We start from the raw sequence: 21,068 nt of genomic DNA, 5'->3' as shown, positions 1-21,068 counted from the left end.
ACCAGCCTTATTTCACTGTTATGTGCCGACGTTTCAGGCAAGAAAAGCACAGGATCGATCGACCAATGACGAAATGGCTGCGAAAAATCTGGGACGAGGTCGCCCGACCAATTTTCCTGCGCCCGCAACGGGTGCAGTTTGCAGCCCTTTGCACCCGTGAAACCCCAAGCGGACCAGAGGTTCTATTGATCACAAGTCGCGACACCGGACGCTGGATCATTCCCAAAGGTTGGCCGGTTGATGGCATGGACGGTGCCGAAACTGCACTGCAGGAGGCGTGGGAGGAAGCAGGCGTGCGGGCGCCGAACCCCTCCAAGGAACCGATCGGGCACTATACTTACGATAAAATCCTGAACGATGGCACGGCCTATCCCGTTCTGACCAGTGTCTATCGGGTTGATGTTCAGGATCTGGAAGATGACTTTCCCGAAGCTGGCAAACGCGAGCGGGTCTGGGTTTCGCCCTCAACTGCGGCTGATCGTGTTAACGAGCCGGAATTGAGCGATTTGCTGCTGCAAGTGTGATAGTTTCGCAAAAAATTGATAACATAACTGTTGTCCCGAGGGGGGAAACCGTCTAGCCGCGTGCCGAAATGCACTGGCTGCTTGAAAAAAGATCATGTCGAATTTGACCTCGAAATCCCGCTGGCAGGCTCTGGACAGCGACCTTCACCGTATCTCGCGCGTTGAGAATGCCAACGCCCATGTGGCGCGCCCGCTGTTGGCCCCTGGTATTTCACTGGCCTTTATTGCGCTGGCCGGGTTGTCGGCGGCGATAGTGTTCGGGCTGGCGGATGGCGGCCTGATCGTCGCTGCGGCAGCCGCCTTTGGGGCCTATATGGCGATCAATATCGGTGCCAATGACGTGGCCAACAACATGGGGCCCGCGGTTGGTGCCAACGCACTGACCATGGGTGGTGCTATCGTCATCGCCGCCATTGCCGAAAGCGCCGGTGCCCTGTTGGCAGGCGGAGATGTCGTTTCGACCATCTCTAAGGGGATCATCGATCCGGCCTCGGTTCAAACCAGCAATGTATTCATCTGGGCAATGATGGCTGCGCTGATTTCGTCGGCCTTATGGGTTAACCTGGCCACATGGGTCGGGGCACCGGTGTCAACGACGCACTCGGTTGTCGGCGGCGTGATGGGGGCCGGCATCGCCGCAGCGGGCCTGAGCGCCGTCAACTGGAGCACAATGAGCGCGATTGCCGCAAGCTGGGTAATCTCGCCAGTATTGGGTGGCTTGATCGCGGCTGGGTTTCTGGCACTGATCAAAGCCAAGATTCAATATCAGGACGATAAAATAGCGGCAGCACGGCGCTGGCTTCCAATCCTTGTGGCCGTAATGGCTGCGGCGTTTGCCACCTATCTGGCCGTTAAGGGTCTTAAGCGGATCGTTAAGATTGAGCTTGAGGTGGCGCTGCTGATCGGCCTTGCAACGGGGTTCCTGGTCTGGTCGGTCACGGTGCCCTGGGTACGGCACAAATCCGAGGGGATGGAAAACCGCACCAAATCACTGAAAACTCTGTTTGGCCTGCCGCTGGTCATCTCGGCCACATTCCTCAGCTTTGCGCATGGCGCCAATGATGTGGCCAACGCGGTCGGCCCCCTGGCCGCTATCGTACACGCAGCGGAATTCGGCGACTTTGCCGCAAAAGTTGCGATCCCCAACTGGGTCATGGTGATCGGAGCCTTTGGAATTTCGTTCGGCCTGTTTCTATTCGGGCCCAAATTGATCCGCATGGTCGGTAGTCAGATCACCAAACTGAACCCAATGCGGGCCTTCTGCGTGGCGCTGTCCGCAGCCATTACCGTTATCGTGGCTAGCTGGCTTGGCCTGCCGGTCAGCTCAACTCATATTGCTGTAGGCGGTGTTTTTGGGGTTGGTTTCTATCGCGAATGGCATTCAGATCGCCGGTGGAAACACTCCAACCGCCAGCGTCCGGTCGAACAGCGGCTGGCCCGGGAAGAGCATCAGCGCCGCAAGCTGGTGCGGCGTTCACATTTCATGACCATCGTGGCGGCCTGGGTGATCACGGTCCCCGCAGCCGCGGCGATGTCAGCGACAATATTTCTAATCCTGACGGCCTTCGCCTAATCCAGCCTAAGACGCAATTTGATCCACAGAAATCCCGGTTTCAGGCGCGTCCTCGATCAAATCTCGTATCTTGGCGCAGATCGGGGTTTCGACGCCGAATTGCGCGCCCAGGCGAATGATCTCACCCTGAAGACTGTCGATTTCAGTCGGGCGACCTGCCATCAGATCATAGGCCATCGAGGTGCGCGCGCTGGGGTCAATGGTCAGCATTCGCGCGGCGATCCTGGAAAAGATCGGCGTTGGCAGGCGCAGGATATGCGGCGTCATCCATGCAGGCAGCGGAGTAGTCGAAGCGACCGGATGGTTCGCGGCGTTCAACACCATCAGAGCCTCGGCCATCTGATCGGCCATCAGGCGTCGCCAGTTCCGGTCCAGCAGTTGATCTTTCAACGTCATCCCCGACAGCGCATTCAGCGCGTTGTTGAGGTTGATTACCAGCTTACCCCATTGGACCGCTTCGATGTCATCGCTTTCCACAACCGGCATGTCAGCACTACTCAGCCTCTGACCCAGCGCACCGGGACCGCTTTGGATGACGATCTCACCAGAGGTGGCGCGATGAAAGCTGGCCGGTTCAGTCGGCACTACATTGAACGGCACCATTCCGGCGCGCACGTCATGCTCTGACAGAACCATGCGCAAAGTACGGGCGTTTTCCATACCGTTTTGCCACGATACCACCGGAATTGAGATGGGCGTGTATTCCGCGATCTGCGCAGCCATTTCCGCTGTGGCACCTGATTTAACGGTCACGATGACGACTTGGGCACCGGCCAGGCAGGTTGCATCTTCGGTCAGGGTCAAATCTTGCGCGGCCACATGCCGGGTCAGGCCCGAAAAATCCGAAATCGTCAGTCCTTGTTCTTGGATCGGATCTAATATGCGTGGACGGCCCAAAAGGGCAACGTCATGCCCTGAATGCGCCAACAATGCCCCGCAATAGCATCCGATACTGCCTGCACCCGCGATCACGATTTTCATGGCATCCCTCCCGGCGCAAAGGATCGCCGGGAACGAGGGCACGGACAAGTCCCCCTGACGTCTGGTCAGCGTGCGCGCCTTGGCCGTGTCCGTTCCAGTTCATCCGAGATCGGTATGAACTCTTGATCATCACCCAGCGGCAGGTGGAACGCACCTTTCGCCCAATCGGCGGTTTTCCATTCACGCGTGGCCGCCTCGATCTTTTCCTTCGAGGATGACACGAAATTCCACCAGATATAGCGCTCTTGGTTCAATGTCGCCCCGCCCAGCAGCATTAACCGCGCGCCTTGCGGTCCGGCCTTGACTGAAAGGGGATCGCCGGGGCGGAACACCATCATACGGCCCTGTGTGAACGTATCGCCTGCAATCTCGACGGAACCTTGGGTGACATAAACACCCCGGTCTTCATGGTCATCCGGCAAAGGAAACGACGCGCCGGGATCAAGTCGCACGTCCAGATAGAAGGTCTCGGACAGCATCGTAACCGGGCTGGTTTCACCATAAGCTGACCCCAGGATTAAACGGGCGCTGACACCTTGGTCCTGAAAATGTGGCAGCGCACCTTGCTTGTGATGCTCGAAATCCGGGGCCATATCCTCATGCGCTTCGGGCAATGCAATCCAGGTCTGGATGCCGAACAGGCGGTGTTTCTTGTCGCGTGTCTTCTGACTGGTCCTTTCGGAATGAGTCACCCCGCGCCCGGCAACCATCCAGTTGACCTCGCCGGGGTAAATCATTTGATGCGTGCCAAGACTGTCGCGATGCTCGAACTCTCCTTGATAGAGATACGTCACCGTCCCAAGACCGATATGCGGGTGTGGTCGGACGTCGATGCCGTCACCAGTCAGGAATTCGGCTGGACCTACTTGGTCAAAAAAGATGAATGGCCCTACCAGCTGCCGTTTACTCGAGGGCAGCGCCCTACGTACTTCGAACCCGCCCAGATCACGAGCTCGCGGAATGATCAATGTGTCCAGCGCCGTGTTGTGTGACAGAGATTCGGGGCTTTGGGTCGGATTCCAACTCATTGCTGCGCTCCTGCGATCAGGTAGTTGCGTTCACCATCGCAGAATACACGGTATTTTCAGCTTGAGTATTCGCCATTTCGCACAGATTAAGTGCAATTTCGATGTTATGTTATTTCATCCATTGCTCAAAGTGCCTCTCTTGGCCAAAGCCGGGGGAAAAACGGCCCGTCGATGCGGTCGCCTTCGCTGTAACCGGCGGCCTCGAACTGCGCACGTTCATCTTTCGCCCAATCTCCGCGATATCGGATGATCCCGTCCGGCGCTGTCATCCGCAGGCTAAACCGACGCACTGTTTCCGTCGGCGTGACCGAGGACAGACCACCATGCAGTGTTCGCATATCGAAATAGATGCAATCCCCTAATTCCATATCCCACTGCAACAAGTCATAGGCACCGGGATCGACGTTGATATCCGGGGGCTGGTGATACGTTCGGCCTGCGACCTCAGTGGCCCCAAGACTGGGATGACCATCCGCAAACCGAACCCGCATGAACAGCTTGTCCCACAGATGCGAGCCTTTGACGAAGGCAATGCCGTTCTCTTTAGTCACCGGTTCAAGAGGCAGCCAAAGGACGCACATAGTGCCTTCGAAATCGAAATAGGACAGGTCCTGATGAAAGGGTGGGCGCGAGGTCGATCCGGCCTCACGCAGGAACCAGTTATCCATCACAAGGTTGATCGACGGGGCATCCAATAAACCCGCAGCCAGTGGGGCGCACGGCGAGTGATGCACGAAATCCCTAAATTGCGGAATCTTGTTCCACGCCCAGAAATCCTCGAAATAAGCAGGGGCGTCTGGGTCCTTGGTGTGACGAGTGAAATTGTCGGTTGGGTTGGCAAGGTCCGCACTGATACCTTCGCGCAACAAGTCCAACCAATGTTCCGAGAATTTCGAGCGCAGCACAACGGCACCGTCCCGCTTGAAGGCCGCAATTTCGTCGGGCGAAACCGATTGTGTCTTGTCCATTTTTCAGCCTTTCACATCGATATACCGACGATGGCACCGCAACCCGCACAGGGTCAAAGAAATTCGCCGGGGCTTGGGGTGATCACAGAGTGGTGAAGATCGCCTCGGAATTGATCTGAACCGTGCTATCTTTGCGCTGTGGCGCGCTCAGGTTGCTATGGATGTTACCTTGCAGGAGGTCCCGACATGACGAATTCACACTTGTCTCGCAGATCCGTAATGGCGCTGGGCGGGGCTGTTCTGGTCACTGGCGGTTCGGGCTTGCTGATGCCCGCACGCGCCGCCGGGCTGGCCCCGACACGGTCCATGCGCGGTGGGTCGAACAACTACCGCCCCGGCGCACCCATCGTCGAGCGGATCGGCGGCGGTGGGTTCTGGATGACCGGCACTGTGCGGCGGGCTGGGGACGGTGCCCCTCTGCCCGGCCAACGTATCCAAATCTGGGCTCACACAACCGAAGGGCATGAGCGGGATCCGCAAAGCCATGGTGCTACACTGACCGACGCCAATGGTGAGTTCCGGTTGGAGATGCCGCAGATCGTGCCCGCCTTTGGCCAGCCGCACGGGCATCTGGCCTATGACAGCGGCGAGTTTGAGACGGTATTCCTGCGTCCGATCATGGCAAGTTCAAAAGACCAGACCCTTGCCGCGCATTTCGTCCTGCAACCCGCCTGATTTACGTGATCCGCAGCCTTTTGATCTGGGCGGCGGTGATCGCCGCCATAGCTGTGCCGCTGATTGCGGCGGCGCATAGCCCCTTATTGGCGTGGCGCGATCCAGTCTACATCGTGGCCGGGTTTGCCGGAGTGCTGAGTATGGGGCTGTTGTTGCTGCAACCCTTGCTGGCCGGGCGCGACTTGCCTGTATTACTGCCTTTGGCCAGCCGGCGCTGGCATCGACGGGTTGGCATCACTCTGATCATCGCCCTTGTGGTGCATGTGGGCGGCTTGTGGATCACCAGCCCCCCGGATGTTGTGGATGCGTTGCTGCTCGTCTCACCTACCCCGTTTTCAGCCTGGGGCGTCGTTGCGATGTGGGCCGCCTTTGCTGCCGCCTGTCTGGGCATCTTTCGGCAGCGTCTGGCCCTGCGGTACCGTATCTGGAGGCTGGGTCACACAGGGTTAGCAGCCATAACCATTGTCGGCAGTGTCGTGCATGCGATGCTGATTGAAGGGACGATGGAGATCATGACCAAAACCGCCCTCTGCGTTCTGGTTCTGTTGGCGAGCGTCCGAACGCTCGCCAGATTGCGTGTGTGGGATATCCGGCCGCGCAGTTAAACGCCCAGACACCAGCGCATGACCGCCTTTTGGGCATGCAGACGGTTTTCAGCTTCGTCAAAGATTACCGAGTTCGGTCCGTCCATGACCTCGGATGTCGCCTCTTCCTCGCGGTGCGCAGGCAGGCAATGCATGAACAGCGCATCCGGCTTGGCATGAGACATCAACTCGGTATTCACCTGATAGGGGCGCAGCAGGTTGTGACGACGCTCTTTGGCCGATTGGGAATCGTGCATCGAGACCCAAGTATCGGCCACTATAAGATCGGCATCTTCCACCGCTTTGTAAGGGTCACGCTCGACCACGATTTTCGAACCCTTCTGACGAGCGAACCCCATGAATTCTTCCTCGGGGTCGAACTGAGCGGGACCGGTGAAGGTCAGATCGAATCCGAACTGGCCCGCCGCATGCAGGAACGAGGCGCAGACGTTGTTGCCGTCTCCGGTCCAGACCACTTTTTTTCCTTTGATCGGCCCGCGATGTTCTTCAAAAGTCAGCACGTCAGCCATGATCTGGCAGGGATGCGTACGGTCGGTCAGGCCGTTGATCACCGGCACGTCGGAATATTCAGCCATCTCGGTCAGGATGGTTTCATCGAACGTCCGGATCATGATCATGTCGACATAACGCGACAGGACACGGGCCGTGTCGGCAATGGTTTCGCCGTGGCCCAGTTGCATGTCCTTACCCGACAACACCATGGTCTGCCCGCCCATCTGCCGTACGCCCACATCGAAGGACACGCGCGTTCGGGTCGAGGGTTTCTCAAAGATCAGTGCGACCATGCGATCCTTGAGCGGCTGATCATTATCCTGCGCGGCTTTGGGGCGACCCAGACGGGCCTGTTTCATTTCGCCGGCCTGATCGATCATCGTCCGCAGATCGCCTGCATCGGTTTTGTGGATATCGAGGAAATGGTTCATATCGTTTCGCTTTTGGCTGTCGGTCGCCGGGGGCGCTGCCCCCGGCCCCCCGGAGTATTTAGAAAAAGATGAGGATTACGCGGATTCGAGGCTGGCTTCGACTTGTGCGGCAGCCTTGTCGAGGCGGATCATGGCCTGAGCAATGTCATCCTCGGTCAGCGTCAGGGGCGGCAACAGGCGGATGACATTGTCGGCGGCGGGAACGGTGATGACCTCATTGTCATAGCCCGCGTTAACCACATCGGTATTGGTCGCCTTGCATTTCAAGCCCAGCATCAGGCCCGTACCGCGCACCTCTTCGAACACGTCGGGGTGATCGGCGATCAGGCCTTCGAGCTTCTGGCGCAGCATCCCCGCCTTGCGGTTCACGCCTTCAAGGAAAGCAGGCGTTGCCACCTGATCGATTACCGCGCAACCCACGGCGCAGCCCAGAGGGTTACCCCCATAAGTCGAGCCATGGGTACCCACGGTCATACCGCTGGCCGCGTCTTCGGTGGCCAGCACCGCGCCTAAGGGGAAGCCGCCGCCGATGCCTTTGGCAACCATCATAATATCGGGGGTAATACCTGCCCATTCGTGGGCAAACAGCTTGCCGGTGCGGCCAACGCCGCATTGCACCTCATCCAAAATCAACAACAGGCCGTTGTCGTCGCAGATCTGGCGCAGGGCCTTGAGTTCCGCGTCGGGCACCGGACGAATGCCACCCTCACCCTGAATCGGTTCGATCAGGATCGCGGCGGTCTTGTCCGTGATCGCATTGGTCACGCCGTCAAGATCGCCGAATGTGACATGCACGAACCCGGGCAACAGCGGGCCAAAGCCCTTGGTCATCTTTTCAGATCCGGCCGCCGCGATACCAGCCGATGACCGGCCATGGAACGAGCCGTCGAAGGTAATGATCTCGACCCGTTCGGGTTGCCCCTTGTCATAGAAATACTTGCGGCCCATTTTCACGGCCAGCTCACAGGATTCCGTGCCCGAGTTTGTGAAGAAAACCGTATCGGCGAAGGTATGTTCAACCAACTTATCCGCCAACGCTTGCTGCTGCGGGATGTTGTACAGGTTCGAGACATGCCACAGCACGTGCGCCTGTTCAGTCAGCGCATTGACCAGCGCCGGATGCGCGTGGCCCAGAGCGTTCACCGCAATCCCGGCACCAAGGTCAAGGAAACGTCGGCCATCCGCCTCGGTCAGCCAGGCGCCTTCGCCCTTTACGAAAGTCAGGGGCGCGCGATTATAGGTCGGCAGAACGGACGGGATCATCGGATCATCCTTTTCGTTAGGTTAAGCCCCGTGAGTGATACACGAAGGCCGGATTCGTCAACAGATTTGGTGGGATTTGCGCGGATTTACAGCGCGCAATGGATCAAACAGGCCGGTTACGCAGTAATGCGTCGGCGTCGGAGTCGCAGGATATGTGCGTGTTTGATCATGCGGGGCCGTATAGCCGGGTGTTTGGCCTCTGAAAACCCCGAATTTCCAAAATCAGAAATTTCACTTTGAAACTCAGCTTTTATCGCTTGCCATTTAGGGCGCAGTGACGCACCGCTGGGTCATGACACCCGCGCGCCAGAACCCTGCCCTTGCGGCTTTGCTGATCGTCACCGCCAGCGCTTTTCTGGCCGCCACCACACTTCTGGCCAAAGCGTTGGGGACGAATACCTTAGGCCCGGCGTTGCATCCGATGCAGATCAGCCACGGGCGGTTCCTGTTCGCGTTTCTGGTGATCGTCAGCGCGGTGGGCGTGTTGCGCCCACGGTTAAGCCGCCCGCATTGGGGGTTGCATATTGGGCGGACGAGCTTTGGCTGGGTGGGGATTACGCTGATGTTCGCCTCGGTCGCGTTCATCCCGATCTCGGATGCCACTGCGATTTCCTTTTTGAACCCCGTCTTTGGCATGGTCCTGGCCATCCCGCTGTTGAAAGAGGGCGTTGGGCCGTGGCGCTGGCTGGCCGCTGCTGTTGCTCTGACCGGTGCATTGATCCTGCTGCGTCCGACACCGGCCAGCTTCCAACCTGCGGCGTTGCTTGCCCTGACGGCGGCGGCTGTGATCGGGATGGAGCTGATCTTTATCAAAAAGCTTTCGGGCCGTGAAATTCCCATCCAGATTCTGTTGATCAACAACGCGATGGGGCTGACCATCGCCTCGGTCGCGGTCAGCTTTGTGTTCCAGATGCCAACGCCCGAACAATGGATCGCGCTGGTGGCAATCGGGGTGCTGATGGCCTGTGCCCAAGCCTGTTTCGTCAACGGGATGGCGCGCGCGGATGCATCCTTTGTGGCGCCAATCAGCTATGCCACACTGATCTTTGCCGCCCTCTATGACTTTGCGGTGTTTGGCGTTATCCCGGATGTGGTTAGCCAAATCGGTTCTGCAATCATTCTGACGGGCGGACTAATCCTTGTCTGGCGCGAGGCACGCGTCAGAACCGCCTAGCTAGGCGTTTTTTTGGGATTGCGGGATCCAAAACCTGCACCGTCATGCTTTCAGCCTGTATCCCTTTCGCAGCATCTGCCAGGTAATGGCGCAGACAATCAACGTTGCGCCACTGCAAACCGCGAAACCCAGTGCGGGTGAGCTGTCAGACACCCCGATCATGCCATTTCGCAACCCATCAATCAGGTAGAATACCGGGTTCACGTGGCTGAGGCGGTTGAGAACAGGTGGCAATGCCTCGACCGAATAGAATGTACCCGACAGGAAGGCCAGCGGCGTGACGATGAAATTGGTAATCGCCGCCATTTGATCGAACTTGTTGGCAAATATTCCCGCAAACAGGCCCAACGCCCCCATGAAAGCACCGCCGAGAACAACAAACAGCAGCGCAATCAACGGGTTCCGCGGCACCAGCCCCAGCACCAGCGCCAGCGCAACGGCAACCACACAGGCGATCAGAACACCACGCACGATGCCTCCCGCCAGATAGCCCAATAGAATTTCCAACGGAGACAGTGGTGGCATCAACGTATCAACAATGTTGCCCTGTACCTTGGCAATCACCATCGAAGACGAGGTGTTGGCAAAAGCATTCTGAATCACGGTCATCATCATGATACCCGGCGCCAGAAATGTCAGGAACGGCACCCCCATCACGTCGGGTCGGCTGGGGCCAATAGCGATGTTGAAGATCAGCAGAAACAGGCCTGCGGTCACCAGCGGCGCCAACAGGGTCTGGGTCCAGACCGCCAGAAAACGCAATGTTTCGCGCTGAGCCAACGTATAAAGACCCATCCAGTTGACCGCCCCGAAACGGTGTTCGTTCTGCTCAAAGGGCATCTGCATCATCTGACCTCAACCTGATTCGAAGACTGCTTGTAACTCGGGGCGCAGTGATTAGAATAGGGGGCTGAGACGATTTCCCAAGGCGGCCCGAATCCGGGGCCGCTTTCCGCTTTTGAAAGGCAAATGATGTCCTGGACTGACGAGCGTGTAGAGCTACTGAAGAAAATGTGGGGCGAAGGCCAGTCGGCCAGCCAGATCGCCAAGGAATTGGGTGGGGTGACCCGCAATGCCGTGATCGGCAAGGTGCACCGACTGGGCCTGTCGAACCGTGCCACCGGCGCATCCCCGGCCAAGGCCGAGCCCAAGGAAAAACCGGCCCCCGCGCCCAAGGCCGAGGCCAAGCCGAAACCGGCCCCCAAAACCGAACCGGCCCGCCCGGCCCCCGCGCCTGCGGCCGAGGCCAAGCCTGCCGTACCCGCCCGCCGTCAGATCATCCCGGCCGGTCAGCCATTGCCGCCGCAACCCTCGGCCAATGAAATCAGCCCCGAGGCACTGGCCAAGGTCAATGAGATTGAGAAGAAGGCCAAGAAACTGACGTTGATGGAACTGACTGAGAAGACCTGCAAATGGCCCGTCGGCGACCCCGCAACCGAGGATTTCTGGTTCTGCGGCCTGCCCGTTGAGGCCGGCAAACCCTATTGCGAGGCGCATGTGGGCGTGGCATTTCAGCCGATGAGCTCGCGCCGCGACCGTCGGCGGTAAGGAAGATGCGCCAGGATCCGACTGCACTGGAGGATGCCTGGCTGAAACGGGCAAAACGCTTGTTGGCGCTGGCCGAAACCGGCCAGCATTTCACCAAAGACCCATTTGATCGCGAACGCTATGACGAGATCGCAGCCATGGCCCGCGCCATGCTGGCCGATTTGGGCCGGGTGCCCCTATCGCGGATCGAGGGGCTGATCTCGGATCATGCTGGTGGTTATGCCACGCCCAGCATCGACATTCGCGGCGCTGTAATCCGTGATGGCCACATTCTGCTGGTCCGCGAACGACTGGACGGGCTGTGGGCCATGCCGGGTGGTTTTGCGGACATTGGCAGCTCTCCAGCGGAAAATATGGAACGTGAAGTCTGGGAAGAGGCTGGGCTGCAGGTCCGTGCCAGACACCTCTATGCTCTGCGCCACAAGGCACGGCATCCCTACCCGCCGGATTCGCGAGATTTTTATAAACTTTTCTTCCTGTGCGATGAGGATGGCACGGACGCCCCGCAGCCGGGTGCCGAGACCAGCGACGCGGCCTTCTTTCCCCCGGACAAAATACCTGCACTATCTTTGGCACGAAATATTCACGCGGATGTCACAGCAGCGTTCCGCGCCCATTCAACAGACCAATCCCAAACTCTATTCGATTGACCTATTGCGCCGGGTGCGAGGACGAATCCGGCATCGGTACCCAACCCGGCAGTTCATCGGGGGCGACCGAGACATGCAGTTGCTCGGACTGGTCCATCCCGACTTTGCGATGCTTGCGCAGCAGGAAAACCTTGCCCCACCCCCGCCAGGTCCCGACCGAAGTTGCAGTAGTTGAAGTTGGGAACCGGTCGCGCCAACCTTCGGGCAGCGGCAATCCATGCTGCTCGGCCTTGTCCAGCATCCAGATCAGGGAAATATTGCTGAGGGGACGCGCCTCTTCAAACCCGTTCAATTGCCCGCCCACGTCGCCATGTGTGCCACGGAACCAGACCTGTTCAACGTGGCCCTTAAACTCGGGCGTACATTTCCACAGTACCGGCTCGTACACCTCGCGCGTCTCGTCCAGCGCCATAGCGTGATAGCCATGCCGGGTGGCGGGGCCAAGTTCATGGTTGTGAAACGCGTGCTTATCTTCGGCCCAGCGCCACAGCAGCGGAAGACGCAGGCCCAACGCCTTGACGGTGTCCCAGACACCGATCATTTCAATTGCGAGCTCGTTATGACAGAATTTTTGGCGGAACTCACAGGCTGCCTCGCCGCTAGACGTACATTCATAGTGGCGATAGGCCTGCTTGATGTTGCGCTCGGTCGCGTGTTCGGCCTTGAGCAGACCGATCATGTCGATCACGCCCGCAAGGCTGCGCACGCCGTAAGCGCCGCGCGAATAGCCGATGAAAAATATCTTATCACCAGGTTTGTAGCGTGACGCCAGATAGCCATAGGCCCGCCGGATTTGCCGGTTGATGCCGCGCCCCATCATCACGTCCAGAGAGGTTTTCCAGCTTTCCCACTGCACACCGGATTCGTAAAAGACCGAGACCTTGCCGCCCATCTCGCGGCACAGATGGTAGGTCTGACCCGCATGAGTTTCAAACCCCGGCTCCAACGTCGACATGGTGCCGTCAAGGATAATGACATGACTAATAGGTTCACGGTGCAGCGCCTCGGCCGAATGTTCGGACCGCAAAGGCCGTCCGAGCCATCCAAGTATCTTTTTACTTAGCCGTGACAGAACCATGCGTCAGCAATTCCCAAACTCTTAGGGGTGTGAATGGCATATCCGCCTGCCGTACCCCATGTTCCCAAAGCGCGTCCTGCACCGCGTTCGCCACAGCGGCCAGCGCGCCCACGGTGCCGGCCTCTCCGCATCCTTTCATACCCATTGGGTTCGAAGTTGACGGAACCGGTGCCGAGGTAAACTTTATCATGGGTATCTCAGACGCACGGGGCAAGGCGTAGTCCATCAACGAAGCCGTGAGCAGTTGCCCCTGCGCATCATGCTCAACACGCTCGGACAGGGCTTGACCAATGCCCTGCGCCACGCCGCCATGTACCTGCCCCTCGGCCAACATCGGATTGATAAGATTGCCGAAATCGTCAACTACGGTGTAGCGGTCGACCCATGTTTCACCGGTGAAACAATCAATAACGATTTCGGCAACATGTGCGCCATTCGGATAACTGCGTGCGTCCAGCGTAATGTGCGCCTCATGTTGCAGAAGATCGGTTCGGCCATCGGCGCGGGCCATCTCGGCCGCTTCGATCAATGTAGGCGTCAGGTTCGACCCTGGCGCGCGGAATGTTTCGTGATCAAAATTCACGTCAGCCTCCTCGACGCCCATCTTATCGGCCAGATAAGGCGCGAATGCGACGATCATGACGTCGATTGTGGCCAGGGTGGCCGTGTTTTGGACTGTAACGGACCGCGATCCTCCTGTCCCTCCTCCGGCAGGTAACTGATCGCTGTCCCCCTGGATGACATTGATCTGATCCAACGGAACTCCGATCTGATCCGACAAAAACTGGGTATAGGCCGTCTCATGGCCCTGGCCGTTTGATTGCGTCCCCACATAGAGGTTCACGGTGCCATCTTCGCAGAATGCGATCTTTGCGTTCTCGGAAGGGTCGCCCAAAATACTTTCGATATAGTAACAGATGCCCTGCCCCCGGATCAGGCCGCGTTCGGCATCAGCCGCCTTACGGGCAGCAAAACCTAATGTCTGTTCACTCGCGCGGCTCAGGACCATGTCGAAATTGCCGACGTCATAGACCTCACCAGTCGTCGTTTTGTAAGGAAAAGCTTCAGGCCGGATGAAGTTTTTGCGCCTCAACTCCCACGGATCGACGCCCAATTCACGCGCGGCGCGGTCCATAGCCCGTTCAAGCACATAGATAGCCTCAGGCCGACCAGCGCCGCGATAAGCGTCCACCTGCGTTGTGTTGGTAAAGAACCCTTCGACCCGCAGATAAGAGGTCTGCACATCATAGGCCCCCATCAGAACTTTGCTGAACAGATTTGTCTGGATTGCCTGACCGAAATGGCTGTTATAGGCCCCAAGATTGACCTTGCTATGCACGCGGTAAGCGGTAATTCGGTGGTCTTCATCAAAAGCCAGCTCAGCCAGCGAAGTCAGGTCGCGCCCATGGTGATCAGACAGCATCGCCTCAGATCGGTCCGACATCCAGTGAACGGGTTGGCCCAGTTTCATCGCGGCGACGGCGACACAGAAATACTCGGGATACGGCATCACCTTCATGCCAAACCCACCGCCCACGTCGGGCGTGGTGACCCTAATGAATTCAGGTTCCAGCTTCAGCTTCTGCGCCAATTGCCCGCGCATCGCCCAGACGCCCTGCCCGCTATAGGCAAAGTGCAGCCGCCCGTCGGACCAAGCAGCCTGACAGCCGCGCGGCTCAATCGATGTAACGATCACCCGGTTATCCGCAACGTTCAGTTGCACTCTGTACGCGGCGTCCTGAAAGGCCGCCTCGGTCGCTGCCTCATCCCCCATGCCCCAGTCAAAGGCACGGTTGTCAGGAGCTTCGATGTGCAGCGGTTCGCCCCCCATCTCCAGGTCAAGTTTGGCGGGCAGATCCTCGGTTTCCATCCAGATCAACTCGGCCGCATCACGGGCCTGATTCTGCGTTTCGGCGATGACCACCGCGACCGGCTCACCGACAAAACGCACGCGGTCCTTGGCCAGCATGTGGCGATCCGGCGCCGCCGCTTTCGAGCCGTCCCGGTTCGACACAAGCGCCGCGTTTAAAACCGTGTCGATCCCGGCCTCAGTCAGGTCGTCCAGCGCCATGACCAGCCGCACGCCATTCGCCTCACGCGCGGCATCCAGATCCAGCGCGGTGATCCGCCCATGCGCAACCTGGCTGCGAAAAAACGCCGCAAACAGGGCGTCGCCGGGCACAGCATCGTCGATGTACTGCCCCTTCCCGGTTAGAAACCGCTGATCCTCGGTCCGTTTGACCGGCTGACTTTTTCCGAACTTGTCCATTGGATGCTCCTGCCTCGGCCTGTAGGGGCGACTTTAGGCTGCACCGGTTCGTTGTCCAGAGTACCCGCAGACCCTTCCCCTTCCCCTGCGCATTCGTTATTGCAGGCGCTGACCCAAGATTGATGACGCAGGACGCACCCCATGGCGATGGAAAAGACATTCAACGCGGCCGAGGCTGAGGCCCGCATTTACGAGACCTGGGAACAGGCCGGAGCCTTCAAGGCAGGCGCAAACAAATCGCGCGACGAAAGCTTTACCATCATGATCCCGCCGCCCAACGTGACGGGCGCGCTGCACGTGGGCCACGCCTTCAACAACACGCTGCAGGACATTCTGATCCGCTGGCACCGAATGCGTGGCTTCGACACGCTGTGGCAGCCGGGTCAGGACCACGCCGGTATTGCCACCCAGATGCAGGTGGAAAAGATGCTGGCTGCGACCCAACAGCCCGGACGGCGTGAGTTGGGCCGTGAGAAGTTCCTTGAGAAAGTCTGGGAATGGAAAGGCGAATACGGCGGCACGATCATTGAGCAGTTGAAGCGTCTCGGCTCATCCTGCGACTGGTCGCGCAATGCGTTCACCATGGCCGGTGCGGCGGGTGATCCACGCACGGGGCACGAAAATTCTGCGAATTTTCATGACGCGGTGATCAAGGTCTTCGTCGATATGTACGAAAAGGGCCTGATCTATCGCGGCAAACGACTGGTCAACTGGGATCCGCATTTCGAAACGGCGATCTCGGACCTTGAAGTCGAGAATATCGAGGTCGCGGGTCATATGTGGCACTTCAAATACCCGCTGGCTGGTGGCGAGACCTATACCTACGTCGAGAAGGATGAGGACGGGAATATCGTCTTTGAGGAAAAGCGCGACTACATCTCAATCGCCACAACGCGCCCTGAGACCATGCTGGGGGACGGCGCGGTTGCGGTTCACCCGTCGGATGAGCGTTACGCGCCAATCGTTGGGAAACTCTGCGAAATCCCGGTTGGTCCGAAAGAACATCGCCGTCAGATCCCGATCATCACCGACGACTACCCTGATCCTGATTTCGGCTCGGGCGCGGTGAAGATCACCGGTGCGCATGACTTCAACGACAACATGGTTGCCAAGCGCGGCGGCATTCCGATGTACCGTCTGATGGACACCAAAGGCGCGATGCGGGCCGATGGCGCCCCTTACGCAGACGAAGCAGGGAAAGCGCAGGAATACGCGCGTGGGCGTAAATTTACCGAGAACGAAATCGACGCAATCAACCTTGTCCCTGATCACCTGCGTGGCCTCGACCGGTTCGAGGCGCGCGCGAAAGTGGTCGAAGAAATCACCGCCGATGGACTGGCCGTCATGTGCCGCGCCGATGACGCACGTCTGGGTTCGACCGCGCTGAAGCCCGAGCATGAAGGTGCCGACAAACTGGTCCCGCTGGTCGAAAGCAAACCAATCATGCAGCCCTTCGGCGACCGCTCGAAAGTTGTCATCGAGCCGATGTTCACCGACCAGTGGTTCGTCGACGCCGAAAAGGTTGTCGGCCCCGCGCTGGACGCGGTCAAAGACGGCACGGTCAAAATCATCCCCGAGTCAGGCGAGAAGACTTATTACCACTGGTTGGAAAACATCGAGCCTTGGTGCATCTCGCGTCAGCTGTGGTGGGGGCACCAGATTCCGGTTTGGTATGGGATCGACCTGTCCGCAGAGGGGTTCAAAGACGACGAGAACGACGGCGATCTTGATCTGGTCGAGTTGGGCCGTTTGCTGAACGAAGGCGGTATGCTGCACCGTGGCAATGTCATGGAATGCGCGGCGAGCCTTGAGGCCGTCACGGAAAAGTTCCTCGACGACAATGCCAACATCCCCAGCCCGTTGAGCCACGCGACCGTTATCGAAGTCGAAGACAAACAGGAAGCGATCCATCAGTTCGCTGAAAGCCTTGCTCAATACGCTGTCGACCAAGACCCGACCAAGCTTGTCTATCCGGTGTGGCGCGACCCCGACGTCCTCGACACCTGGTTCTCTTCCGGCCTATGGCCCATCGGCACCCTGGGCTGGCCCGAGCAGACCGAGGAACTGGAGCGCTACTTCCCCACGGATGTGCTGATCACCGGCTTCGATATCTTGTTCTTCTGGGTCGCCCGGATGATGATGATGCAGCTGGCTGTAGTCGATCAGATCCCGTTCCACACCGTCTACCTGCACCAGCTCGTCCGCGACGAGAAGGGCAAGAAGATGTCCAAAACCACCGGCAACGTCATCGACCCGTTGGAGATCGTCGACGAATTCGGCGCCGATGCGCTGCGCTTTACCAACGCCTCAATGGCGGCGATTGGCGGCGTGCTGAAACTTTCGCGCGAACGCATCACCGGCTATCGCAATTTCGGCACCAAACTGTGGAACGCCGTCCGCTTTGCCGAGATGAACGAGGTCTTCACCGACGCCGTGCCGCAACTGGACGTAGCCGACTTGAAACCCAAAGCCGCCGTCAACCGCTGGATCATCGGCGAAACTGCCCGTGTGCGGGCCGAGGTCGACGCGGCGCTCGAAAGCTACCGCTTCAACGACGCGGCCAATGGGCTCTATGCCTTTGTCTGGGGCAAGGTCTGCGACTGGTATGTGGAACTCTCTAAGCCTTTGTTGCAAGGCGATGACGCCGAGGCGCAAGCCGAAACCCGCGCCACAATGCGCTGGGTTCTGGATCAGTGCATGGTCCTGCTGCACCCGATTATGCCTTTCATCACCGAAGAACTGTGGGGCCTAACCGGCAACCGCACCAAGATGGTCGTCCACGCCGACTGGCCGACTTACGCCGCCGCCGACCTGATCGACGCCGATGCGGATCGTGAGATGAACTGGGTAATTTCGGTGATTGAAAATACTCGCTCGGCCCGTGCGCAGATGCGGGTTCCCGCAGGGCTCTATGTGCCGATGTTGGTGACCGAGATCGACGCCCACGGACAGGCAGCGTGGGACCGCAACGAGGCGCTGATCAAGCGTCTCGCACGGATCGACAGCCTGACCAAGGTCGACGACCTACCCAAAGGAACGATTTCCATTGCCGCACCGGGCGCCACTTTCGGCCTGCCACTGGCGGATATCATCGACATCGGTGCTGAAAAGGAACGGCTGGAAAAAGCCAAGGGTAAATTGGCTAAAGAACTGGGCGGTCTGCGTGGACGTCTGAACAACCCGAAATTCGTGGCCTCGGCCCCGGAGGAGGTTGTTGCCGAAGCCAAAGCCAATCTCGCCGCCCGCGAAGAGGAAGAAGAAAAGCTGAACGAGGCGCTGGCCCGCCTGGCCGAAATCGCCTAATCTTCATCTTTTCAAAAATACTCAAATCCCAAACCCCGCCGCGTATGCCACGGTGGGGTTTACTTTTGCACACACGGCCCTTGCCCCCACTCGCAAGCCCTTGCTAGCAAAGGCGGATATAACCCCGAGGACTCAGATGGCACGCGCATTCCCCCCGATCCAAACCATCTCAACCGGGCTGGTGGTCGCCATTGTCGGGTTCTTCAGCTCTTTCCCTATCGTGTTGCAGGGACTGGCGTCCATGGGGGCCTCGGCGCAGGACTCCGCTTCGGGCCTGATGATGGCGGCCATTGCCATGGGAGTGACGGCCATCGGTCTCAGCTTGTGGTATCGGCAACCCATCAGCGTTGCGTGGTCCACTCCGGGCGTTGCGCTGTTGGCCGTGTCCGCGATGCCTGTAGCAGGGTTTTCTGACGCGGTCGGCGCGTTCCTGTGTGCAGGCGCGCTAACCGTGCTTGCAGGACTCTGGCGACCTTTGGGACGGCTGGCGTCGGCCATCCCGACAACGCTGGCCCAAGCAATGCTGGGCGGCGTTCTGCTGCCCCTGTGCATCTTGCCTTTCAAGGCCGCGGTCGAGCTGCCGTGGCAAGCTTTGCCGGTAATCCTGACTTGGTTCATCGCCGGGCGGATCAACCGGTTGTTTGCGGTTCCGGCGGCGGTCGTCACAGCGGCGATTGTTGTGGTTCTGAACGCGGGCGACACGTCGGTCACCCCAACCCATCTGGTGGCCGCACCGGTTTGGACAATCCCGAGTTTCTCACTGGCCTCGGCCATCGGTATTGGATTGCCCCTGTTTATCGTCACCATGGCCACACAGAACATCCCCGGCATCGCGGTGATGCGCAGCTTTGGCTACACCCCCGCCCCAGGCAGGTTGTTCTCTTCGGTCGGTTTGGCCAGCATCCTGTCGGCCCCGTTCGGGGCGCCGGCCACCTGCCTTGCAGCGATCACCGCCGCCATGTGTTCCAACGAAGACAGCCACCCAAACCCGGCCCAACGGTATTGGTCGGCGGTGATGGCAGGCGTATTCTATTGCCTGTTTGGTGTATTCGCGGTGGCCATCACCGGGTTTGCCGTACATGCTGATCCGCTGCTGATGGGCACCCTGACAGGGATTGCGTTGATCGGAGTGCTTGCCAACGCCACCCACGCAGCGCTTGATGTTCCAGCGGAGAGGGAAGCCGCTATTTTGACATTTGCCATCACCGCTTCAGGTATCTCGGTCTTTGGTCTGGGCGCGGCAGTCTGGGGTTTGCTGGCTGGTGGCATTGCGTATCTGGTCACGAAGCGAATTCGCTAGCGGTGCTCACTCGACTTGGGATATAGTTTGACCATGCTCGGATCGCTTGGAAAACTGATCGAACGCCAGATCAAAAAGGCACAGGCCGAGGGCCAGTTGCAGGGGCTCGAGGGTGAAGGCAAACCTTTGCCGGATCGGTCGGGTGAGGCGCAGAGTGATCCGGCCATCGCCGCTGGGCACCGGATCATGGCGCAGGCCGGTGTGCTGCCGGAAGAGTTCGAGATCAGGAAAAAGCTTGATGCCGCCCGAAAGGATTACGCCGAGTTGACCGATGCAGATGCACGTAAAGCTGCCATGGCGCGCATCGCCGAGTTGGAGATGCGGTACAACATGGCCCGAGATGCACGACGGGCCTTTATGCGCTAGCTACTTGAATTCAGGTTTTCGCCCCTGCATCTGCGCCATCACAACCTCCATCTGATCAGGTTTTCCGATCAGTTCGACCTGTTCGGCGGATTCTTCCAACAGAACCTCGGCGCGGGTCTTGGTTTCGGCCACTTCGATCAGACGCTTGGCGGCGCGAATGGCCGAGGGGCTTTTGCCCGCGATGTCTTCGGCCAACGCCAATGCCTCGGTCAGTGGATCGTCTGACAGTTTCGTCACCAACCCCCAGTCCGCCGCCCGCTGCGCGCCGATGGGACGCGCGGTGTAGGTCAGCAGGCGCAGTACGTCCGAGCGCACCAGATGTGGCAGTAAAACCATCCCACCCATGTCGGGGATAATGCCCCACTTCATCTCCATCACCGCCAGCTTGGCGTCGGGGTGTGCGATGCGAATATCCGCGCCCAGCGCGATTTGCAGCCCGCCACCATAAGCAACACCCTGAATGGCGCAGATCACCGGAACTGGCACACGCCGCCAGATCAGGGCAAGTTCTTGCATTTCATTCGCATCCCCGTGGCTGCGGGTCATCAGCCACTCAGTCGGGTCCATATGCGCCATCTTGGCAAAGCTGGCCATATCAAGCCCGGCGCAAAAGCTCTTGCCCTCGCCCGACAGGACCACGGCGCGTGCGTCCGAGGCTGCGACCTCTTGCCCGGCAGACAGCAACGCCTTGATCATCGCGTCGTCCAGCGCGTTCATCTTGTCGCCGCGCGTCAGCGTGACATGGGCGATGTGGTCTTTGTACTCGACGGATACGCGGGTCATGCGGGCCTCCTGATCTTGTTGACCCAACCATGCCCGGAAGGTCTGCCAAGTTCCACC

Annotated in this window: 19 protein-coding genes; 10 read left to right on the top strand and 9 right to left on the bottom strand. The window is 59.0% G+C overall.

The window, feature by feature from the left end:
• The first annotated feature begins 65 nt into the window (after window positions 1-65).
• Window positions 66-524, top strand: coding sequence for an NUDIX hydrolase (locus ACR0JB_RS19720; protein WP_480790216.1), 459 nt, complete (start codon window positions 66-68; stop codon window positions 522-524).
• Window positions 525-618: 94 nt separating this feature from the next.
• Entirely contained in the window at window positions 619-2,097 is a 1,479-nt protein-coding gene (locus ACR0JB_RS19715) for an inorganic phosphate transporter (RefSeq protein ID WP_170351365.1), read from the top strand.
• Window positions 2,098-2,103: 6 nt separating this feature from the next.
• Here ACR0JB_RS19715 and ACR0JB_RS19710 read toward each other — a convergent pair whose 3' ends face one another.
• The 3 genes from ACR0JB_RS19710 to ACR0JB_RS19700 all read right to left on the bottom strand — a co-directional run bounded on the left by ACR0JB_RS19710 (window position 2,104) and on the right by ACR0JB_RS19700 (window position 5,074).
• Entirely contained in the window at window positions 2,104-3,078 is a 975-nt protein-coding gene (locus ACR0JB_RS19710) for a 2-dehydropantoate 2-reductase (RefSeq protein WP_480790215.1), read from the bottom strand.
• 65 nt (window positions 3,079-3,143) lie between these two features.
• Window positions 3,144-4,106: a pirin family protein gene (locus tag ACR0JB_RS19705; RefSeq protein ID WP_170425433.1), complete on the bottom strand. Its 963-nt coding sequence runs from the start codon at window positions 4,104-4,106 to the stop codon at window positions 3,144-3,146.
• 125 nt (window positions 4,107-4,231) lie between these two features.
• Complete coding sequence (locus tag ACR0JB_RS19700; protein WP_170398856.1) at window positions 4,232-5,074, bottom strand: phytanoyl-CoA dioxygenase family protein; 843 nt, start codon at window positions 5,072-5,074, stop codon at window positions 4,232-4,234.
• Between the two features lie 186 nt (window positions 5,075-5,260).
• Between ACR0JB_RS19700 and ACR0JB_RS19695 the strand changes: the two genes are divergently transcribed.
• Window positions 5,261-5,749, top strand: a complete 489-nt coding sequence (locus ACR0JB_RS19695; protein WP_170398858.1) for a peptidase associated/transthyretin-like domain-containing protein — start codon at window positions 5,261-5,263, stop codon at window positions 5,747-5,749.
• Window positions 5,750-5,757: 8 nt separating this feature from the next.
• Window positions 5,758-6,354, top strand: a complete 597-nt coding sequence (locus ACR0JB_RS19690) for a ferric reductase-like transmembrane domain-containing protein (RefSeq protein WP_480790236.1) — start codon at window positions 5,758-5,760, stop codon at window positions 6,352-6,354.
• Here the strand turns inward: ACR0JB_RS19690 and argF are convergent.
• Together argF and ACR0JB_RS19680 are read right to left on the bottom strand one after the other, a co-directional pair.
• Window positions 6,351-7,277, bottom strand: coding sequence for an ornithine carbamoyltransferase (argF, locus tag ACR0JB_RS19685; RefSeq protein ID WP_170398860.1), 927 nt, complete (start codon window positions 7,275-7,277; stop codon window positions 6,351-6,353). The two genes, ACR0JB_RS19690 and argF, sit on opposite strands and share 4 nt — an antisense overlap.
• A gap of 75 nt (window positions 7,278-7,352) precedes the next feature.
• Entirely contained in the window at window positions 7,353-8,540 is a 1,188-nt protein-coding gene (locus ACR0JB_RS19680; protein WP_480790214.1) for an acetylornithine transaminase, read from the bottom strand.
• A 292-nt stretch (window positions 8,541-8,832) separates the two neighbouring features.
• Between ACR0JB_RS19680 and ACR0JB_RS19675 the strand changes: the two genes are divergently transcribed.
• The gene (locus ACR0JB_RS19675) at window positions 8,833-9,714 is read left to right on the top strand and encodes a DMT family transporter (RefSeq protein ID WP_170398867.1); all 882 of its coding nucleotides are present in this window, start codon (window positions 8,833-8,835) and stop codon (window positions 9,712-9,714) included.
• Window positions 9,715-9,756: 42 nt separating this feature from the next.
• Here the strand turns inward: ACR0JB_RS19675 and ACR0JB_RS19670 are convergent, their stop codons facing one another.
• Entirely contained in the window at window positions 9,757-10,560 is an 804-nt protein-coding gene (locus ACR0JB_RS19670) for an ABC transporter permease (RefSeq protein WP_480790235.1), read from the bottom strand.
• A 126-nt stretch (window positions 10,561-10,686) separates the two neighbouring features.
• Between ACR0JB_RS19670 and ACR0JB_RS19665 the strand changes: the two genes are divergently transcribed.
• Window positions 10,687-11,262 (top strand): GcrA family cell cycle regulator, encoded by a 576-nt coding sequence (locus ACR0JB_RS19665; protein ID WP_170351487.1) that lies wholly within the window; start codon window positions 10,687-10,689, stop codon window positions 11,260-11,262.
• 5 nt (window positions 11,263-11,267) lie between these two features.
• A complete protein-coding gene (locus ACR0JB_RS19660; RefSeq protein ID WP_217354400.1) occupies window positions 11,268-11,912 on the top strand; it encodes an NUDIX hydrolase in 645 nt (214 codons plus the stop codon).
• A gap of 1 nt (window position 11,913) precedes the next feature.
• On the opposite strand, the gene ACR0JB_RS19655 is transcribed toward ACR0JB_RS19660, so the two are convergent.
• Complete coding sequence (locus ACR0JB_RS19655) at window positions 11,914-12,990, bottom strand: DUF2235 domain-containing protein (RefSeq protein WP_480790213.1); 1,077 nt, start codon at window positions 12,988-12,990, stop codon at window positions 11,914-11,916.
• The gene (locus ACR0JB_RS19650; RefSeq protein ID WP_170398874.1) at window positions 12,968-15,259 is read right to left on the bottom strand and encodes a xanthine dehydrogenase family protein molybdopterin-binding subunit; all 2,292 of its coding nucleotides are present in this window, start codon (window positions 15,257-15,259) and stop codon (window positions 12,968-12,970) included. The genes ACR0JB_RS19655 and ACR0JB_RS19650 overlap by 23 nt, the downstream gene beginning before the upstream one ends.
• 141 nt (window positions 15,260-15,400) lie before the next feature.
• Between ACR0JB_RS19650 and ACR0JB_RS19645 the strand changes: the two genes are divergently transcribed.
• The 3 genes from ACR0JB_RS19645 (at window position 15,401) to ACR0JB_RS19635 (ending at window position 20,228) form a co-directional block, all read left to right on the top strand.
• Window positions 15,401-18,562 carry a valine--tRNA ligase gene (locus ACR0JB_RS19645; protein WP_170398877.1) on the top strand — a complete coding sequence of 1,054 codons (3,162 nt, stop codon included), beginning with the start codon at window positions 15,401-15,403 and terminating at the stop codon, window positions 18,560-18,562.
• A gap of 136 nt (window positions 18,563-18,698) precedes the next feature.
• Window positions 18,699-19,862, top strand: coding sequence for a benzoate/H(+) symporter BenE family transporter (locus ACR0JB_RS19640; RefSeq protein WP_170398880.1), 1,164 nt, complete (start codon window positions 18,699-18,701; stop codon window positions 19,860-19,862).
• 33 nt (window positions 19,863-19,895) lie between these two features.
• Window positions 19,896-20,228 (top strand): DnaJ family domain-containing protein, encoded by a 333-nt coding sequence (locus ACR0JB_RS19635; RefSeq protein ID WP_170398883.1) that lies wholly within the window; start codon window positions 19,896-19,898, stop codon window positions 20,226-20,228.
• On the opposite strand, the gene ACR0JB_RS19630 is transcribed toward ACR0JB_RS19635, so the two are convergent.
• Window positions 20,229-21,011, bottom strand: a complete 783-nt coding sequence (locus tag ACR0JB_RS19630) for a crotonase/enoyl-CoA hydratase family protein (RefSeq protein WP_170398886.1) — start codon at window positions 21,009-21,011, stop codon at window positions 20,229-20,231.
• Window positions 21,012-21,068: the final 57 nt, after the last annotated feature.

The sequence above is a fragment of the Ruegeria sp. BI7 genome, from assembly GCF_056537925.1.
The sequence above is the reverse complement of the archived record's forward strand: the minus strand, read 5'-3'. Positions and strand labels throughout refer to the sequence as shown.

Coding starts and splice junctions, on each gene's coding strand:
- ACR0JB_RS19720 (WP_480790216.1), top strand. CDS start 66: ATGACGAAATGGCTGCGAAAAATCTGGGACGAGGTCGCCCGACCAATT.
- ACR0JB_RS19715 (WP_170351365.1), top strand. CDS start 619: ATGTCGAATTTGACCTCGAAATCCCGCTGGCAGGCTCTGGACAGCGAC.
- ACR0JB_RS19710 (WP_480790215.1), bottom strand. CDS start 3,078: ATGAAAATCGTGATCGCGGGTGCAGGCAGTATCGGATGCTATTGCGGG.
- ACR0JB_RS19705 (WP_170425433.1), bottom strand. CDS start 4,106: ATGAGTTGGAATCCGACCCAAAGCCCCGAATCTCTGTCACACAACACG.
- ACR0JB_RS19700 (WP_170398856.1), bottom strand. CDS start 5,074: ATGGACAAGACACAATCGGTTTCGCCCGACGAAATTGCGGCCTTCAAG.
- ACR0JB_RS19695 (WP_170398858.1), top strand. CDS start 5,261: ATGACGAATTCACACTTGTCTCGCAGATCCGTAATGGCGCTGGGCGGG.
- argF (WP_170398860.1), bottom strand. CDS start 7,277: ATGAACCATTTCCTCGATATCCACAAAACCGATGCAGGCGATCTGCGG.
- ACR0JB_RS19680 (WP_480790214.1), bottom strand. CDS start 8,540: ATGATCCCGTCCGTTCTGCCGACCTATAATCGCGCGCCCCTGACTTTC.
- ACR0JB_RS19675 (WP_170398867.1), top strand. CDS start 8,833: ATGACACCCGCGCGCCAGAACCCTGCCCTTGCGGCTTTGCTGATCGTC.
- ACR0JB_RS19670 (WP_480790235.1), bottom strand. CDS start 10,560: ATGCAGATGCCCTTTGAGCAGAACGAACACCGTTTCGGGGCGGTCAAC.
- ACR0JB_RS19665 (WP_170351487.1), top strand. CDS start 10,687: ATGTCCTGGACTGACGAGCGTGTAGAGCTACTGAAGAAAATGTGGGGC.
- ACR0JB_RS19660 (WP_217354400.1), top strand. CDS start 11,268: ATGCGCCAGGATCCGACTGCACTGGAGGATGCCTGGCTGAAACGGGCA.
- ACR0JB_RS19655 (WP_480790213.1), bottom strand. CDS start 12,990: ATGGTTCTGTCACGGCTAAGTAAAAAGATACTTGGATGGCTCGGACGG.
- ACR0JB_RS19650 (WP_170398874.1), bottom strand. CDS start 15,259: ATGGACAAGTTCGGAAAAAGTCAGCCGGTCAAACGGACCGAGGATCAG.
- ACR0JB_RS19645 (WP_170398877.1), top strand. CDS start 15,401: ATGGCGATGGAAAAGACATTCAACGCGGCCGAGGCTGAGGCCCGCATT.
- ACR0JB_RS19640 (WP_170398880.1), top strand. CDS start 18,699: ATGGCACGCGCATTCCCCCCGATCCAAACCATCTCAACCGGGCTGGTG.
- ACR0JB_RS19635 (WP_170398883.1), top strand. CDS start 19,896: ATGCTCGGATCGCTTGGAAAACTGATCGAACGCCAGATCAAAAAGGCA.
- ACR0JB_RS19630 (WP_170398886.1), bottom strand. CDS start 21,011: ATGACCCGCGTATCCGTCGAGTACAAAGACCACATCGCCCATGTCACG.